The 15,925-nt window shown below is 62.3% G+C and carries 16 protein-coding genes; 7 read left to right on the top strand and 9 right to left on the bottom strand.

Going from position 1 to position 15,925, the window contains the following annotated elements; translation table 11 throughout:
- Positions 1 to 3: 3 nt before the first annotated feature.
- The 7 genes from HCO70_RS21580 to HCO70_RS21550 form a co-directional block, all read right to left on the bottom strand.
- The gene (locus HCO70_RS21580; RefSeq protein WP_172299961.1) at positions 4 to 612 is read right to left on the bottom strand and encodes an NAD(P)H-dependent oxidoreductase; all 609 of its coding nucleotides are present in this window, start codon (positions 610 to 612) and stop codon (positions 4 to 6) included.
- Between the two features lie 64 nt (positions 613 to 676).
- Positions 677 to 1,474, bottom strand: coding sequence for a 2-oxo-hept-4-ene-1,7-dioate hydratase (hpaH, locus tag HCO70_RS21575; RefSeq protein ID WP_172299960.1), 798 nt, complete (start codon positions 1,472 to 1,474; stop codon positions 677 to 679).
- Positions 1,471 to 2,325: a fumarylacetoacetate hydrolase family protein gene (locus HCO70_RS21570; RefSeq protein ID WP_172299959.1), complete on the bottom strand. Its 855-nt coding sequence runs from the start codon at positions 2,323 to 2,325 to the stop codon at positions 1,471 to 1,473. The genes hpaH and HCO70_RS21570 overlap by 4 nt, the downstream gene beginning before the upstream one ends.
- Positions 2,326 to 2,391: 66 nt before the next feature.
- Positions 2,392 to 3,372 carry a 3,4-dihydroxyphenylacetate 2,3-dioxygenase gene (gene hpaD / locus HCO70_RS21565; RefSeq protein WP_172299958.1) on the bottom strand — a complete coding sequence of 327 codons (981 nt, stop codon included), beginning with the start codon at positions 3,370 to 3,372 and terminating at the stop codon, positions 2,392 to 2,394.
- A 33-nt stretch (positions 3,373 to 3,405) separates the two neighbouring features.
- Positions 3,406 to 4,260: a 3,4-dihydroxyphenylacetate 2,3-dioxygenase gene (gene hpaD / locus HCO70_RS21560; RefSeq protein ID WP_172299957.1), complete on the bottom strand. Its 855-nt coding sequence runs from the start codon at positions 4,258 to 4,260 to the stop codon at positions 3,406 to 3,408.
- Positions 4,261 to 4,305: 45 nt separating this feature from the next.
- A complete protein-coding gene (hpaE, locus tag HCO70_RS21555; protein ID WP_172299956.1) occupies positions 4,306 to 5,817 on the bottom strand; it encodes a 5-carboxymethyl-2-hydroxymuconate semialdehyde dehydrogenase in 1,512 nt (503 codons plus the stop codon).
- Complete coding sequence (locus HCO70_RS21550) at positions 5,810 to 6,205, bottom strand: 5-carboxymethyl-2-hydroxymuconate Delta-isomerase (RefSeq protein ID WP_172299955.1); 396 nt, start codon at positions 6,203 to 6,205, stop codon at positions 5,810 to 5,812. Before HCO70_RS21550 ends, hpaE begins: the two co-directional genes overlap by 8 nt.
- A 179-nt stretch (positions 6,206 to 6,384) precedes the next feature.
- On the opposite strand from HCO70_RS21550, the gene hpaR reads away from it, so the two are divergent.
- Positions 6,385 to 6,807: a homoprotocatechuate degradation operon regulator HpaR gene (gene hpaR, locus HCO70_RS21545; protein ID WP_172299954.1), complete on the top strand. Its 423-nt coding sequence runs from the start codon at positions 6,385 to 6,387 to the stop codon at positions 6,805 to 6,807.
- A gap of 6 nt (positions 6,808 to 6,813) precedes the next feature.
- On the opposite strand, the gene HCO70_RS21540 is transcribed toward hpaR, so the two are convergent.
- Positions 6,814 to 7,854, bottom strand: coding sequence for an SH3 domain-containing protein (locus HCO70_RS21540; RefSeq protein ID WP_172299953.1), 1,041 nt, complete (start codon positions 7,852 to 7,854; stop codon positions 6,814 to 6,816).
- An 86-nt stretch (positions 7,855 to 7,940) separates the two neighbouring features.
- Positions 7,941 to 9,338, bottom strand: coding sequence for an aspartate aminotransferase family protein (locus HCO70_RS21535; RefSeq protein WP_172299952.1), 1,398 nt, complete (start codon positions 9,336 to 9,338; stop codon positions 7,941 to 7,943).
- 185 nt (positions 9,339 to 9,523) lie between these two features.
- Between HCO70_RS21535 and HCO70_RS21530 the strand changes: the two genes are divergently transcribed.
- From HCO70_RS21530 to surE, 6 genes are all read left to right on the top strand, one after another.
- Positions 9,524 to 10,606: a polyamine ABC transporter substrate-binding protein gene (locus HCO70_RS21530; protein ID WP_172299951.1), complete on the top strand. Its 1,083-nt coding sequence runs from the start codon at positions 9,524 to 9,526 to the stop codon at positions 10,604 to 10,606.
- 61 nt (positions 10,607 to 10,667) lie between these two features.
- The gene (locus tag HCO70_RS21525) at positions 10,668 to 11,792 is read left to right on the top strand and encodes an ABC transporter ATP-binding protein (protein ID WP_172299950.1); all 1,125 of its coding nucleotides are present in this window, start codon (positions 10,668 to 10,670) and stop codon (positions 11,790 to 11,792) included.
- A 2-nt stretch (positions 11,793 to 11,794) separates the two neighbouring features.
- The gene (locus HCO70_RS21520) at positions 11,795 to 12,685 is read left to right on the top strand and encodes an ABC transporter permease subunit (protein ID WP_172299949.1); all 891 of its coding nucleotides are present in this window, start codon (positions 11,795 to 11,797) and stop codon (positions 12,683 to 12,685) included.
- A complete protein-coding gene (locus HCO70_RS21515; protein ID WP_172299948.1) occupies positions 12,682 to 13,497 on the top strand; it encodes an ABC transporter permease in 816 nt (271 codons plus the stop codon). The genes HCO70_RS21520 and HCO70_RS21515 overlap by 4 nt, the downstream gene beginning before the upstream one ends.
- Positions 13,494 to 14,843: a glutamine synthetase family protein gene (locus HCO70_RS21510; protein WP_172299947.1), complete on the top strand. Its 1,350-nt coding sequence runs from the start codon at positions 13,494 to 13,496 to the stop codon at positions 14,841 to 14,843. The genes HCO70_RS21515 and HCO70_RS21510 overlap by 4 nt, the downstream gene beginning before the upstream one ends.
- A gap of 296 nt (positions 14,844 to 15,139) precedes the next feature.
- Complete coding sequence (gene surE, locus HCO70_RS21505) at positions 15,140 to 15,925, top strand: 5'/3'-nucleotidase SurE (RefSeq protein ID WP_172299946.1); 786 nt, start codon at positions 15,140 to 15,142, stop codon at positions 15,923 to 15,925.

The raw sequence follows: 15,925 nt of genomic DNA, 5'->3' as shown, positions 1-15,925 counted from the left end.
GACTCAGACCCCTTGCATACCGGCCAGCGTATCGGGCGCCAACAACGTGCCGGGCGCCGCCTCCTTCAACGGCACGCGTCCGTCCCGCAATCCTTCCAGCAGATTGGAATACTGCGCGATGTGATGTTCGATATGTGCCTTATTGTGAGCCTTGAGAGACCCATGAAGCGCATAAGGCGTAAGAAAAGTTATACAGCAAAGCCGCGCCGTCTGCTCCAGGGGTCGAAGGAAATCGCGTAACGGATAACGGTTGTATCCCGTCGGTGCGTAGGCATCCTCGGGCCCCGCTGCCGTAACGGCCACCTGCATCGCCTTGCCCGCCAGTGCCGTGCCGTCCTTGCCATAGGCAAAACCATGCTCCAGCACCAGATCCTGCCATTCCTTCAGCAGCGACGGTGTCGAGTACCAGAACAACGGGAACTGGAAGACATAGACATCATGCGAAAGCAGCCGGTCCTGCTCTTTCGCGATATTGATGTGGAACCGGGGATACTCCGCGTAGAGATCGACCAGAGTGATTCCCTCGACCTGCCCGGCACGCTTCCACATCGCCGCGTTGGATTGCGAATGCCGGTGCCCCGGATGGGCGTAATAGACGATCACCCTCGGCATGGCTCCCCCAGTCCGCGCGGTTTGCGGAAAGAGCCTAGGCGCAGCCGCGGTGCCTGTCCACGGGTCAGGCGAAAGAGATCGAAACTCCGCCGAAGCTGCCGAAATCGGCATCGATCCGACTGCCGGCGGGCGCTTCGATAGGCCGGATGAAACTGCCGGACAGCACCACTTGCCCGGCCTCGATCCGCTGCCCGTACTCGGCGAGGCGCCGGGCCAACCAGACGATTCCCTCGACTGGATCGCTCAGCACACCCGCGCCCAGGCCGGTTTCCTCCACCGCGTCGTTCCGCGCAACGATGGCACCGACCCAGCGCAGGTTCAGCGCACCGGGATCGTGCCGCGCCGCGCCTAGTACGATGCCGGCATTCGCCGCATTGTCCGAAATCGTGTCACAGATCTTCCGCGCCTGCCCCGTCTCCGGATCGCGGCGACGGATGCGCGTGTCGAGGATCTCCAGGCTCGGCGCGACGAAGTCCGTTGCCGCCAGCACCTGCGCGCGCGTCGCGTCACCGGGCACATCGGCCTTCATCACGAAGGCGATCTCCGCCTCAATCCGCGGCTCGATGAACCGGCCCGCCGGAACGGTGCTTCCGGTCTCAAACACCATGTCGTCGAACAGGATTCCACTGTCGGGAATGTCGATCTGCAGCGCCGCCTGCATCGCCTTTGACGTCAGGCCGATCTTCCAGCCGATGGGTTTCGCGCCCGCCGCCATTTTCCGCGCGCAGAAATCGGCCTGCACCGCATAGGCATCCGCCATGTCCATCTCCGGATGCACCAGCGTCAGCAAACCGATCTGGCGCCGCGAGTTTTCCGCCTCGAACAGGGCCGCCCCGGCAGCCGCCACCTCTCCGGGTGTCATTCGTCCGCCACCCCGTTGACCAGCGCACCGATGCCATCGACCGATACCTCGATCTCGTCCCCCGGCTTGAGGAATTTTGGCGGATCGAACCGCGCGCCCGCTCCTGTGGGCGTGCCGGTGACGATGATGTCGCCCGGCACCAGCGTGGTGAAGGTGGAGATGTAAGCGATCTGCCGCGGGATCGGGAACAACATGCGACTGGTCCGGTCCTGCTGGCGCAACTCGCCGTTCACCTTCGTAGTGATTTCCACATCGTCCAGCATCCCGCGCCCCGTGAACGGTACCAGCCAGGGACCCATCGCGCCGGACCGGTCCCAGTTCTTGCCCTGCGTCACGTTGAACTTCGCATGCCGCACCCAGTCGCGGATCGTTCCCTCATTGCAGAGCGTAACCGCGCCGATACGGTCCCAGGCCTCTGCCTCCGGGATTCGCCGTCCGCCACGGCCGATCACGATGGCGATCTCGCCCTCGTAATCCAGCATCTCGCTTTCGGGCGGCCGGATCAGCGGCTGCCCGTGCCCGGTGAAGGAACGCGGAAAGCGCGGAAACAGCGACATGTTGGGCGGCGCTTCCTGGCCGTCCTTGTACTCGGCATTGCGGTCGGGAAAGTTCACGCCGACGCAGATGATCTTCTCCGGGTCCGGGACCGGCGGCAGGAAAGTGACTTCACTCAGCGCATGCGTCTCGCCCCGCGCCTCCGCCTCCTCGGCCAGCCGCTCGAACCCGCCTGCCTCCACCACATCCCGCAAGGTCCGCCAGTCGGGGAACAGGTCGTCCACCGCCGCAAACCCCGCACCCGTCACACCACCGTAGTGCCGTTCCCCGCCGGCCTCGACCGTCGCAAATCTCATCCCGATCCCCTGCTTCTTCTGGTTACAAATATCCCCGCCGGAGGCAAGAAAGTCTCCGGCGCACCCTTAAGGCGCAACGATCGGTTGGGCCCTCATCAGCGACGCCCGAGTTTCTGCCCCCTCGAACAGGCTGCCCTCCTCGAACCAGGATCGCGGCGCCGGCGCGCCCCACAGCGTCTGCCGCTGCGGATCCTTCAGGTCCCACTTGATCGGTTCCAGGTCCGGGTCAACGGTCTGGTAATCCGAGCAGTAGATTTCGATACGGTGCCCGTCCGGGTCCCGCACATACAGGAAAAACGCGTTCGAAATCCCGTGCCGCCCCGGCCCGCGTTCGATGTTCGACACCCAGCCGGTCGTCGCCATCAGGTCCAGCAGATCAATGATGTTCAGCGGTGTCGGCACCCAGAACGCGGTGTGATGCAGGCGCGGCCCCAGCCCATTGGTGAAGGCCATATCGTGCACGCCGCCTTTCCGGTGGCACCACGCCGCCCAGAGATGCCCAGTCTCCTCGTCCTCCGTATACTCCGTCACCCGGAAACCAAGTTCATTGTAGAAGGCAACACTCTCGTCGACATTCGGAGAGAAGCAGTTGAAATGGTCGATCCTGAGCGGTTTCACGCCCTTATAGAGTTTGTACTGCTGATGGATCGGCGGCAGCCGGTCCATCTTCACGTAGAACTCCAATGGCACGCCATGCGGGTCGCGCGTCCGGAAGGTTTTCGACTGATACGGCCGCTCCACCCAGTCCACCGGCAGGTCCTTGCCGCGAAAGAATGCTTCCGCCTTCTCCAGGCTTTCCTCGTCGAACAGCTTGAATCCAAGGTCGCGCGCGCAGGGCGTCTCGCCCTTCCGCAGCACGATGCAATGGTGCCCCCGCTCCTCCATCGCGCGCAGGTAAATCGTCTCGCTGTCCTCGTCGGTCACCTGCAGGCCCAGTGTGTCTACATAGAAGGCGCGCGACTTCGTCAGGTCGGAAACGACCAGTTCCACGTGGCTCAGGCGCACGATGTTGAAGGGCGGGTACAGGTTCGGTTCGGGTACCGGCATATCAGCTCTCCATTGCCCAGATTGCGGGACAGGTCATTGTACGGGAAGGATTACGTTGGTCTGGCCGGTGCCGGATGACGGGAAGTACTCGGTCACGACCTCTCCCTTGCCGGTGTAACCGTCCCAGCCGAGAGCGCCCAGCAGCATCACCGTGTCATGCATCGATCCCTCGCCGCAGCAGTAATCCGCATATTCAGGCAGCATCTTCAGAAACGTATCCCATTCACCGCGTTTCCACAGTTCCAGCACGTGAAGGTCTACCTGCCGGTTGAACTCCTTCGAGATCGTAAAGGTGCCGTTGTTCGCCGCGTATTCGTCGTTCGGCCAGATCCGGTGCGACAGCGAGCCGGAAGCCACCAGCAGCACCTTCGAGTCGCTCTCCTCCACTGCCTCGCGGATCGCCTCGCCCAGCTTGCGGGAGCTTTCGTAGCTGTGAACCGTGCACCAGGCGGCAACGGATACCACCTTCATCTCGTGCTCGCGGCTCATGAACCGCATCGGAACCAGAGTGCCGTATTCAAGTTCCAGCGATCCGAGATGATGCGACAGCGTGTAGACATCCTTCGCCTGCGCCTTCTCTGCAATTGCGTCGCCCAAAGCCGGGTTACCCTCGTATCTATATGGCAGGTTCTGGATGAATTGCGGGAACTCGTTCGAGGTGAAAAGCCCTTCGAAATGATCGTTGGCATTCACATGATAGCCCGCGTTCACCACCCAGTGCGTATCGCAGATCACAGCCGTATCGGCGCCCAACGCCTTTGCCCGGCGAGCGATCTCCATGTGACCGTCGATCGCCGTCTGTCGCTTACCCGCGACCGGACCCTCCTGCTCCGACATGATCATCGTCGGCACATGGGTCATCTTTGCCGCCAGAACGATCTCTCCCATTTCTTCCTCCTCAGAAAACCGTTCGCGCGCTTCTCTGATCTCCGATCATGCACCCAGCCGCGGGATCTTGTGCTGACCCAGCGCAAAGCCGATGTGCTTTTGCTCCATGTAGAATTCGAAACTCCAGTCGCCGCCGTCGCGCCCTATGCCACTGGCCTTCACGCCGCCGAAGGGCGTGGGCAGATGGCGCACGTTCTCGGAATTCACCCAGATCATCCCGGCTTCGAGCTTATCGGTAAAGCGCAATGCACGGGTCAGGTCGTTGGTCCAGACATAGCCGGTCAGTCCGTAGTCGACGCCGTTGGCGATCTCCAGTGCCTGTTCCTCGGTGTCGAACTCGATCACTGTCAGGACCGGGCCAAAGATCTCCTCCTGTGCAATACGCATGGCGGGCGTCGCATCGGTGAAAAGCGTCGGCTTCACGTAACACCCGGTGTCGCCCGCCCGTTCCCCACCCGCCGCGATGGTTGCACCGTCAGCCTTTGCAACGTCGAAGTAGCTCGTGACCTTGTCCAGGTGAACCTTGTGGATCAACGGCCCGATTTCTGTCGCGGGATCCAGCGGGTGGCCGATCCTGATCCGGTTCACCCGCTCGATCAGCTTCTCCTTGAATTCTTTAGCGATGGAAGACTGCACCAGCAGCCGTGACGACGAGGTGCAGCGCTCGCCGTTCAGCGAATAAATCATGAAAATCGCCGCATCGAGCGCCCGATCAAGGTCGGCATCCTCGAACACAACCACCGGGTTCTTGCCGCCGAGCTCGAAATGCACCCGCTTCAGCGTATCCGCACCCTGTTTCATGATCATCGAACCAGTCTTCGACTCGCCGACAAACGCGATGGCCTTGATATCCGGGTGCTCGGTCAGAGCCTTGCCGGCATCTTCCCCGAAGCCGTTCACCAGGTTCCAGACACCATCCGGCAGCCCGGCATCTTGGGCAATCTCGGCAAGGATCCGGGCGGTGACCGGCGAGAACTCGGCCGGCTTATGCACCACAGTGCAACCAGCGGCCAATGCAGGCGCGATCTTCCAGGTGGACAGCATAAACGGCGTATTCCAGGGGGTAATCACCCCGACCGGCCCGATCGGCAACCGGGTCGTCACGTTCAGCAGAGTCGGCGACGGCAACGTCTGGCCGTCTCGGGCAGAAGGCGCACGGTCAGCGAAGAACCGGAAATTCTCCGCGCCTCGCAGGGCCGCTTTCGACATGAAACGCAGGGCCTGACCCGTATCCCAGCATTCGCAGAACGCGATTTCCTCGGCGCGCGCAACGATGCCGTCGCCGATCCGGTGCAGAACCTTCTTGCGTTCTGCCAGAGGGAAATCACGCCATTCCGCGAAGGCCGTCTTCGCCGCCTTGGCCGCGGCATCGATATCTTCCGCGCTTCCCTTCGACACTTGGCAAATCAGGCTATCATCAACTGGCGAAACGCTCTCGAAGGTCGCACCAGACGCGGCCGGCACCGATTTACCGCCAATCAGGTTCAAGACACCTGTCTCGCGGAACCGCGTGACATAGGTGTCCAGCTTGGCGAGGTTGTCCTGGAGCTCAGCCATCTTTCTTCCTTTCGATGAAATCGCGGACGGTGTTCAGCTTCGGTGCCAGGTCAGCATCGATGTTCCGCATTTCCAGCGAAAGCATCACGGGTCGCGAGTCGGTCAGCACTTTCAGATGCGACTTGGCGGCCTCAAAGATCGCCTCGGCGGCGACCTTCCGTGCCTCAAGCGGACGCCCCTCCCGCAAGCGAACGGAAATGTCGATAAAGCCGTTCTCCGGATCGCCATCGGCAATCGAATAGATGTCGCACCGGATCGCACGTACCCGGACACCGGTTAAGGGAAAGATTTCCTGTGCGGCCGCAGTCATTCGCAGCCGGTCGCAAAGCCCCGGAACATCGGCTTGCGACTCCAGATTGGCCGAGTACTCGACGATAATATGCGGCACTGTTCCTCCCTGAACAGTTAACTTGTTAACTACATTGCAGTCTTATCTGACAGAAAACCATTGACGGAGTCAATCCATATTCGCTTGACAGATTTCACCGCATGGCTTGGAGTGTTAAAACGTTCCCAGGTTAAATGAGTACAATGAACATTGCTTCACGTGAAAAGTCCCGGATGGGAATGCCGACGACGGCCCGCTCGCTCCCCATTGCGCTTCTTCGCGCGCGAGAACGCGTCATGCAGCCGATTCGCCATGTTCTCGCCGATGCCGAGGTAACCGAAGCCCAGTGGCGCGTTCTCCGCGTGCTCGACGAGATCGGGCCGACAGACGCCACGGAAATCGCGCGCGAGGCCTGCCTGCTGATGCCCAGCCTGACGCGTATCCTGCAGGGGCTGGAAGAAAAGGGCATGGCTGCCCGCCGGGCACATCCGAGTGACGGACGTAAGTCGCTGGTTTCGATCACCGAAAAGGGCAAAGCGCTGATCGCGACGCATTCAAGCGATGCGAACCGAATCTATACGGAGCTGGAGGCTGAATTCGGCCGCGAGAAGGTCGAGACGCTGCTCGACCTGCTCAACGAATTGTCGCGTCTCGAACGATAAATCGGATCAGAGCCCGCCGACCTCGGAAAGATACTCGGAAACCACCCAACCGGTGCGACCGGAATCTTGTACCTGTATCTCGACCCAGCCATCCTGTCCTTCGCTGATGATCTCGGCTTTGACGCCGCGACCAAGGCCGGTCAGCACCGAATGCTGCTGCGACGGGCCGGACCTAAGATTTAAGGCGAATGTCGAAACCTCATAGAGCTTGCCATCCATTGATACCGAAGCCTCCGGCGCCGCCGCAATTGTCTCGGAAGTGGCTTCCGAAGCAGAGGTAACCGGCAGAGCAGCCGCTGGGTCGGCAGAGGCGATCCGAACGGTGGCGTCTTCTGGCTCGTGGACCGTCATGACGAGCGACGATGCCCCGCTGTCAGTACCGGAGTGCAGCGCCAGACCACCGCCTCCATTCGGCACTTCCAGCGAAAGGGCACCAACGACTTCACCCAATGGACCCAGCGGAACCGCGTGCTCATCCGATCCGGCGATCTCCGGCGCTGCCGGTTCCCCGGTCTCGGTCGGCTCGGCCAGCTCGGGCGCAGCCAGATCCGGCTCGGGCATTGGATCCGGTACAGCCGCCGGCACCTCTGGTGCAGCTTCCATCGCGTCGACCAGTTCCTTCAACAAAGGGTCGGACGGATCAATCAGCGCGTCGATGCGCGCTTCGGGTAAACCGCTCTCCACAGGCTCGGCGAGCGAGGCGAGTTCGAGCTTTTTCTCGTGTTCTTCTTCGTCCGGCGTGAAGAAGTCCGAAAGCGCGTCAATCGGCAGGACACTCGACATGCCAGACTTGATAACACCGAAGGACCCGTCCGGCATCGGCATTTCCTTTGCAGGCAGGATTGCCGGCAAGTCGACTTCAGCCACCAGCGCCGGCACGCTGGGCGCCGTTACTTTCGCCACCGAACTCCCGGCCTCATCCCCGTCGGGCGCAATCGCGGTGGCAACTGCCGCTTTCGGTACCGCAGCAGACGCATCTTCCATCTCGACCATCGGCAGCATCTTGGATGCCGTCACGAGAAGGGCAAAGAGAATGATGTAACGCATTTCGGACTCCGGACGTGTCTGCCTTCTGTCCGAGTAACCATGAAATCTGGTCAAAAAGCGGCGACAGATTGCCAGTTTCCAGACAATCACATCGCTTCGAACAAACCGTCCCGTCTCACAGCCAGGAATGTTTCGTCGATCGACTGCCAGGCGCGTTCGACCAGAGTATCGATCTGTGCCGGGGTAAGGATCAGTGGCGGAGAGATGATCATCCGGTCTCCGACATGCCGCATGACCAGCCCGTTGCCGAAGCACCTTTCGCGACACCGCAGACCCACGGTACCAACGTCGGCCTTGAATTTAGCGCGGGCGGATTTGTCGGGCGTCAGCTGCAAGCCACCAAGCATGCCAAAGGTGCGCGCATCGTCCACCATCGGATGGTCTGCCAGTGTTGCCCACTTCTCGGCCAGATAAGGTGCTGCAACCTCGCGCGCATGGGTAATTATCCCGTCCTCCTCGAGGATGCGCAGGTTCTCCAGAGCCACAGCGGCAGCGACCGGGTGGCCGGAATAAGTGTAACCGTGTGCGAATTCGCCCGCGGCGTTTATCGCCTCGGCAACTTCCTTGCGGACAATCGAACCGCCCAGCGGCTGGTATCCAGAGGTCAGACCCTTGGCGATGGTCATGATATCCGGACGGATGTTCAGCGCCTGGCAGCCAAACCACTCGCCAGTGCGCCCGAACCCGCAGATCACCTCGTCGGCGATCAGCAAAATCTCGTGTTGATCGCAAATCCGCTGGATCTCGGGCCAGTAGCTCTCTGGCGGGATGATAACGCCGCCCGCGCCCTGGATCGGCTCAGCGATGAAGGCCGCCACATTGTCCTCGCCAAGCTCGGCGATCTTCGCTTCAAGTTCCCGCGCCCTGGCAAGGCCGAAGTCCTGCGGATCCGTGTCACCGCCTTCACCATACCAGAACGGCTGGCCGATGTGCTCGATATCCGGGATCGGCAGGCCGCCCTGTGCGTGCATACCGCTCATGCCGCCTAGGCTGGCGGAACCCATGGTCGAGCCGTGGTAACCATTGCGGCGCGATATGATGATTCGTTTGTCCGGTTTTCCTTGCGACGCCCAATAATGCCGCACGAGGCGGATATTTGTGTCGTTCGCTTCCGAACCGGAGCCTGCATAGAAGACATGGTCCATGCCCTCCGGAGCGACCTCGGCAATACGAGCTGCCAATGCGAGGGCCGGAATATGAGTCGTCTGGAAGAACGTGTTGTAGTACGGAAGCTGCCGCATCTGATCCGCCGCCACCTGCGCCAACTCCGGCCGACCGTAGCCGATGTTCACGCACCACAGCCCCGCCATTCCGTCCAGCATTTCCAAGCCTTCGCTGTCGGTAAGCACCGCGCCGTCAGCCCGCGTGATGATCCGGACACCCTTTGCATTGAGAGCATCGCCATCCGTGAAAGGGTGCAGGTGATGCGCCGCATCCAGTACCTGAAGTTCGGCGGTGGGCAGGTGGTTGGTGATCTGCGACATGGCGGCTCCTGGGGTAACTCGAACGGCGGCCAAGGTATGGGCCCGCGCGGCGCGGTCAATGGGCAATCGAACCCGGCGTCACGGCTACGCTACGTCCACAAATCCCAGTTGCGGGGGATAAATATATTCGTTCAAATGCCCAACCGAGAGAGCGCCGACTCTCCGACACAACAGGGGAACATCCAATGAGACTGAATTCCGCAGCCCTGGCCGCCGCCGCACTCGTGGCAAGCGCCGCTTCCGCAGAAGAGGTCCACGTCTACAACTGGTCCGACTACATCGACGAAGAGCTGCTGAGCAAGTTCGAGGAAGAAACCGGCATCGACCTGGTCTACGACGTCTTCGACTCGAATGAGGTGCTTGAAACCAAGATGCTCGCCGGCGGCTCCGGCTATGACGTCGTCGTGCCCACCGGCTCTTTCCTGCAGCGCCAGATAGCGGCCGGTGCCTTCCAGCCGCTCGACTACGACAAGCTGCCCAACGCCGAGAACCTCTGGGACGTGATCAAGGAACGCACGGAAACCTACGATCCGGGCCAGCAGTACTCGATCAACTACATGTGGGGCACCACCGGCATTGGTGCCAATGTCGGCGAAGTGACAGAAGCTCTGGGTGAGGATGCGCCCCTCGACAGCCTCGCCCTGATCTTCGATCCGGCGAACATGGAGAAGCTCGCCGAATGCGGCGTGCATTTCCTTGACGCTCCGACCGAAGTGATCCCGGCCGCACTGAAATACATCGGCGAGGATCCGGACAGCAAAGACCCCGAGGTCATCGCCAAGGCCGAGGAAGTTCTGCTGGCCGTGCGGCCCTACATCCAGAAGTTCCACTCGTCCGAGTACATCAACGCGCTCGCTAACGGCGACATCTGCGTGGCATTCGGGTGGTCGGGCGACATCCTTCAGGCCCGCGACCGCGCCGCCGAAGCCGATAACGGTGTGGAGGTCGTCTACAACGCACCGAAGGAAGGCGCGCTTATGTGGTTCGACCAGATGGCAATCCCGGCCGATGCGCCGAACCCGGACGCCGCGCATGTCTTCCTGAACTTCATCATGGATGCCGAGAACATGGCGGCTGCCTCGAACTATGTCTACTACGCCAACGGCAACCTCGCGTCGCAGGAATACCTTGTCGAGGATGTGATCGGTGACACCGCGATCTACCCGGACGAGGCCACGCTCGAAAACCTCTACACCTTCACCCCCTACCCGCCGAAGGTGCAGCGCGACGTCACGCGTCTCTGGACCAAAGTGAAATCGGGCATCTGAGCTTGCGCGTGCCCGAAACCGCAAAGTCACGGTTCCCCCGGACCATCGGGGGGACCGCGCAATGAGCCCGCAGGAAGTCTTCGCCCCGTGGGACGATCCGAACGCCAGGCCCCTGATCCAGTTCAAGGGGGTCACAAAGCGTTTCGGCGACTTCACCGCCATCGACAATGTCACCCTCGACATCTACGCACGTGAGTTCTTCGCGCTGCTCGGTCCCTCCGGCTGCGGCAAGACCACCCTGATGCGGATGCTTGCCGGGTTCGAGACTCCCAGCGAAGGCACGATCCTGCTCGACGGCACCGATCAGGCCCCGATCCCGCCCAACCAGCGCGCCACCAACATGATGTTCCAGTCCTACGCGCTGTTTCCGCACCTTACCGTGCGCGACAACATTGCCTTCGGGCTGAAGCGAGAAGGCAAGCCCAAGGACGAGATCCACGCGCGCGTCGAGGAAATGCTGCGCCTCGTCCAGCTGCAACAATTCGCCGCCCGCAAGCCGCACCAGATTTCTGGCGGCCAGCGCCAGCGCGTCGCCCTCGCCCGCGCCCTCGCCAAGGCGCCGAAACTCCTCCTGCTCGACGAACCGCTCGGCGCCCTCGACAAGAAGCTGCGCGAGGAAACCCAGTTCGAGCTGATGGATATCCAGGAAAAGACCGGGACCACCTTCGTGATCGTGACTCACGATCAGGAAGAGGCGATGACCGTCGCCTCCCGCGTCGCGGTCATGGATCACGGTCAGCTCAAGCAGGTCGCCACGCCGCCGCAGATCTACGAGAACCCCAACACCGTCTACGTCGCCGACTTCATCGGCGAGGTGACGATCTTCCAGGGCACCGCGAAAAAGGCGGACGGCTACTACGAATTCACTTGGGCTGAGGGCCAGCCACCTTTGAAATGCCGCTCGCCGCTGGAGCTCTCTAACGGTCAAAGCTGCTTCGTTGCGGTCCGGCCTGAAAAGGTCGAGATCAGCCACGTGAAGCCCGAGGACGACAATGTCCTGCCCGGCAAGATCATCGACATCGGCTATCTCGGCAACCTGTCGACCTACCATGTCGAATTGGGCAACGGTCAGATCATTCGCGCCCAGAACTTCAACACCGACCGCAGCACGCGGCAGGTCTTCACCTGGGACGACCAGGTCTGGGTCAACTGGACCGTCGGCTGCGCCGTCCTGCTGGAGCAATAGGAATGCGCCGCGCGATCCTTATCGGCATTCCGTTCATCTGGCTGCTGGCGCTTTTCCTGATCCCCTTCGTGATCGTCTTCAAGATCTCGCTGTCGGATCTCGCTCTGTCGATCCCGCCCTACACACCGCAGCTCGACCTGTCGCAGGGCTGGGCAGGCATCCGCGACTTCTTCTCGCAGCTCGATTTCGAGAACTACATCTTCCTGACCACCGACGATCTTTACTGGCGCGCCTATCTCTCCAGCCTCAAGATCGCCGCGGTCGCCACCTTCCTGACCCTGCTGGTCGGCTATCCTATCGCCTACGGCATGGCGCGCGCCGAGGAAAGCTGGCGCCCGATGCTGCTGATGCTTGTGATCCTGCCGTTCTGGACCAGCTTCCTGATCCGGGTCTATTCCTGGATGGGCATCCTCAGTTCAGAGGGCTACCTGAACCAGGTCCTTCTGGCGCTCGGCATCATTTCTGATCCGCTGACGATCCTGAACACGAATGCAGCGGTCTATATCGGCATCGTCTATACCTACCTGCCGTTCATGATCCTGCCGATCTACGCGACGCTCGAAAAGATGGACATTTCTCTACTCGAGGCCGCCGAGGATCTCGGCTGCTCACGCTTCTCCGCTTTCTGGCTGGTGACAATCCCGCTGTCTCTGCCGGGCATTGTCGCCGGCTGCTTCCTCGTCTTCATCCCGACCATTGGCGAGTTCGTGATCCCGTCGCTGCTGGGCGGCTCGCAGACTCTGATGATCGGCAAGGTACTGTGGGAGGAATTCTTCTCCAACCGCGACTGGCCGGTGGCCTCCGCCGTGGCGGTCATCCTGCTCCTGATCCTGGTGATCCCGATCGTGCTGTTCCAGCGCAACGAACAGAAACAGCGGGAGGCTGGCAAATGAGGCGTTTCTCATGGTTCAACGCCACCTCGCTGACGCTCGGCTTCGCCTTCCTTTACCTGCCGATGCTGATCCTCATCATCTACAGCTTTAACGAGTCGAAGCTGGTGACTGTTTGGGCCGGCTTCTCGACCAAGTGGTACGGCGAGCTGTTCCGCAACGAGGCGTTCCTGGATGCCGCCTGGGTGACGCTCCGCGTGGCGCTGTTCTCCTCGACCCTGGCCACGCTGCTCGGGACGATGGCGGCCTACGTCATCGTCCGCTCCGGCCGCTTCCCCGGCCGCACGCTGTTCTCGGGTATGATCTACGCCCCTCTCGTGATGCCCGAAGTCATAACCGGCCTGTCGTTGCTTTTGCTGTTCATCAGTATCGGGCTCGACCGAGGCATCTTCACCATCGTCCTGGCGCATACCACTTTCGCTATGTGCTATGTGTCGGTCGTCGTTTCCTCGCGCCTCGTCTCCTTCGACACCTCGCTGGAAGAGGCGGCACTGGACCTCGGCTGTTCACCCTTTGAAGCGTTCCGCTTGGTCACGCTTCCGATCATCGCGCCCGCCGTGATATCGGGATGGCTGCTTGCATTCACTCTTTCACTCGATGACCTCGTGATCGCCTCGTTTACCTCCGGCCCGTCGGCCACCACGCTTCCGATGAAAATCTGGTCTTCGGTCCGCCTCGGCGTCTCGCCCGAAATCAACGCGCTTTCCACCATCCTGATCGGCATCGTGGCCGTCGGCGTGATCACTGCGTCGCTGCTGTCGAAGCGCGCCATCGCCGCCCGCCAGCGCGAGGAACAGGCGGCGGTCGCAGCATGACCGATTTCCTTGACGAGTTCGCCGCCTACGAGGCGAAGCATGGCCAGCCAGATCGTATCGAGCTGCTGTTGCCCGATATAAACGCCATCCATCGTGGCAAGTGGCTGCCCGGCAATGACGCAAAAAAACTGGTCAGCGGCGCCGTGCGCCTGCCACTCTCGACCTACGCGCCGAACATCATGGGCGAGGATATCCCGGAAACCGGCCTCGGCCTTGCAATAGGCGACCCGGACGGGATCATGATGCCCGTGCCGGGCACGCTGAAGCCCGTTCCCTGGGCCGACGGACATGTGGCGCAGGTGCAGTGCGAGATGGGCGAGGACGGCGAGACGATCTCCGACCTTTCGACCCGCGGCAAGCTCGCCGCCATGGTCGACCGCTTCGCCGCCCGCGGCCTGAAGCCGGTGATCGCAAGCGAACTGGAGTTCTACCTCCTTACCCCGCGCGAGACGCCGGAAGAGGCCCCCTGCCCGCCGCCGCACGCGCCCGAGGCGCAGAACTACGAGTTGAACGTCCTCGACCGGACGCAGGAGATCCTGACCGAGATCCAGCAGGCCTGCGCGATCCAGGGCCTCGCCACCGACAGCCTGATCGCTGAATACGGGCCGGGCCAGTACGAGATCAACTTCCACCATACTGACGACGTGCTGGAGGCGGCGGATACCGCGGTGCTGTTCCGGCGGCTGGTGCGTGGCGTGGTGCAGCGGCACGACATGGAAGCCACCTTCATGGCCAAGCCCTATGCCGAGCATCCGGGCAACGGCATGCATGTTCATGTCAGTGTCGCCGACGAGAGCGGGAACATCTTCCGGCATGGCGGGGACGGATGCGGCGGGATCGCCGACACGCTGGGCTTCGCGGTGGCGGGCGTGCTGGAGACCATGGCGGAGTCGCAGGCGGTGCTGGCACCGCACATGAACTCGTTCCGGCGGTTCGCGCCGGGCAGCTTCTCTCCGAACCTGCCGGACTGGGGGATCGACCACCGGGGGGCGGCGATCCGGCTGCCGGATACCGAAGGCCCCGCCGCCCGGCTGGAGCACCGGATCGGCGGCGCCGACTGCAACCCCTACCTGGCGATCACGGCCATCCTGGGAGGCGTCCTCTACGGGCTCGACCGCAAGCTGCCGCCGCCGCTGCCGATCGAGGATCCGAACTGGGAGGAACCGGCGCCGCTGGGGCATGACTGGCGCCACGCGGTGGATGCCTTCGCCGCCTCGGCCTTCATCCGGGACATCTTCGGCGAGAGCTTCCAGCATATCTATGCGACCCTGAAATACGATGAGATCGCCAAGCTGACCTCGGAGATCACGACGGCCGAATACAGGGTCTATCTGGGCCGGCTCTGACGGGCGTCCCCGTGGGGACGGGGGGTCAAGTTATTGATTTCAGGCGTGTTAGCGCAAACGTCGGCGTGGGGACGCAATCCCGGCTCCTTCTTCTGGTCGGAAATATCCCGGGGGGTCTGGGGGGCAGAGCCCCCCAGCCGGTCGGATCGCGACAGCGATCCGAACCCGCCCCGCCAATCACCGCCGCCGCCAAAACAGTGACTCGCAAGCGACATGCGCGCCATTCCGGACAAAACCGGATTCAAATCGCGCCGCACCTGTTCTAGACAGGTTCGTATCCACCGAAAGGCCCTCCCATGCGCATCCTGATCACCAATGACGACGGCATCAACGCGCCCGGCCTGACCGTGCTGGAGGCCATCGCAGAGGCCGTCGCCGGCGAAGCGGGAGAAGTCTGGACGGTCGCCCCCGCCTTCGAGCAGTCGGGCGTCGGGCACATGATTTCCTACACCCATCCCACCATGGTTGCCGAACTGGCGCCGCGCCGGTTCGCGGCCGAGGGCTCGCCCGCCGACTGCGTGCTGGCCGGCATCCACGACGTGCTGGGCGGCAACGCGCCCGACCTGGTGCTGTCGGGTGTGAACCGCGGCAACAACGCCGCCGAGAACACGCTCTATTCCGGCACCATCGGCGGCGCGATGGAAGGCGCGCTGCAGGGGCTGAAGGCGATCGCGCTCAGCCAGTATTTCGGCCCCGGCAATGCCGCGCTCGACGATCCGTTCGAGGCCGCCGCCGCCGTCGGGGCGCAGACGGTGCGCAGGATCCTTGACCACGGCCAGTGGGGCAACGGCGAATACGGCATCTTCTACAGCGTGAACTTCCCGCCGGTCCCGGCCGCCGGGGTCAAGGGGCTGCGCGCCGCACGGCAGGGTCTGCGGCCGGGCACCAAGTTCAGCACCGAGCCGCATTTCTCGCCCTCGGGCCGGAAATTCGTCTGGATCAAGGGCGGGCCGCAGCACGTGGAATCCGCGCCCGGCACCGACAACCAGGTCAACCTGGAAGGCTATGTGTCGGTCACGCCGATGCGCTGCGACCTGACCGCCCATGACGTGCTGGACGAACTGACGGAGGCGCTGGAGTAA

It is taken from the genome of Pseudoruegeria sp. HB172150, from assembly GCF_013184805.1.
Classification (GTDB): domain Bacteria; phylum Pseudomonadota; class Alphaproteobacteria; order Rhodobacterales; family Rhodobacteraceae; genus Psychromarinibacter.
Note: the sequence above shows the minus strand (reverse complement) of the source record. Positions and strands in the feature narration are given on the sequence as shown.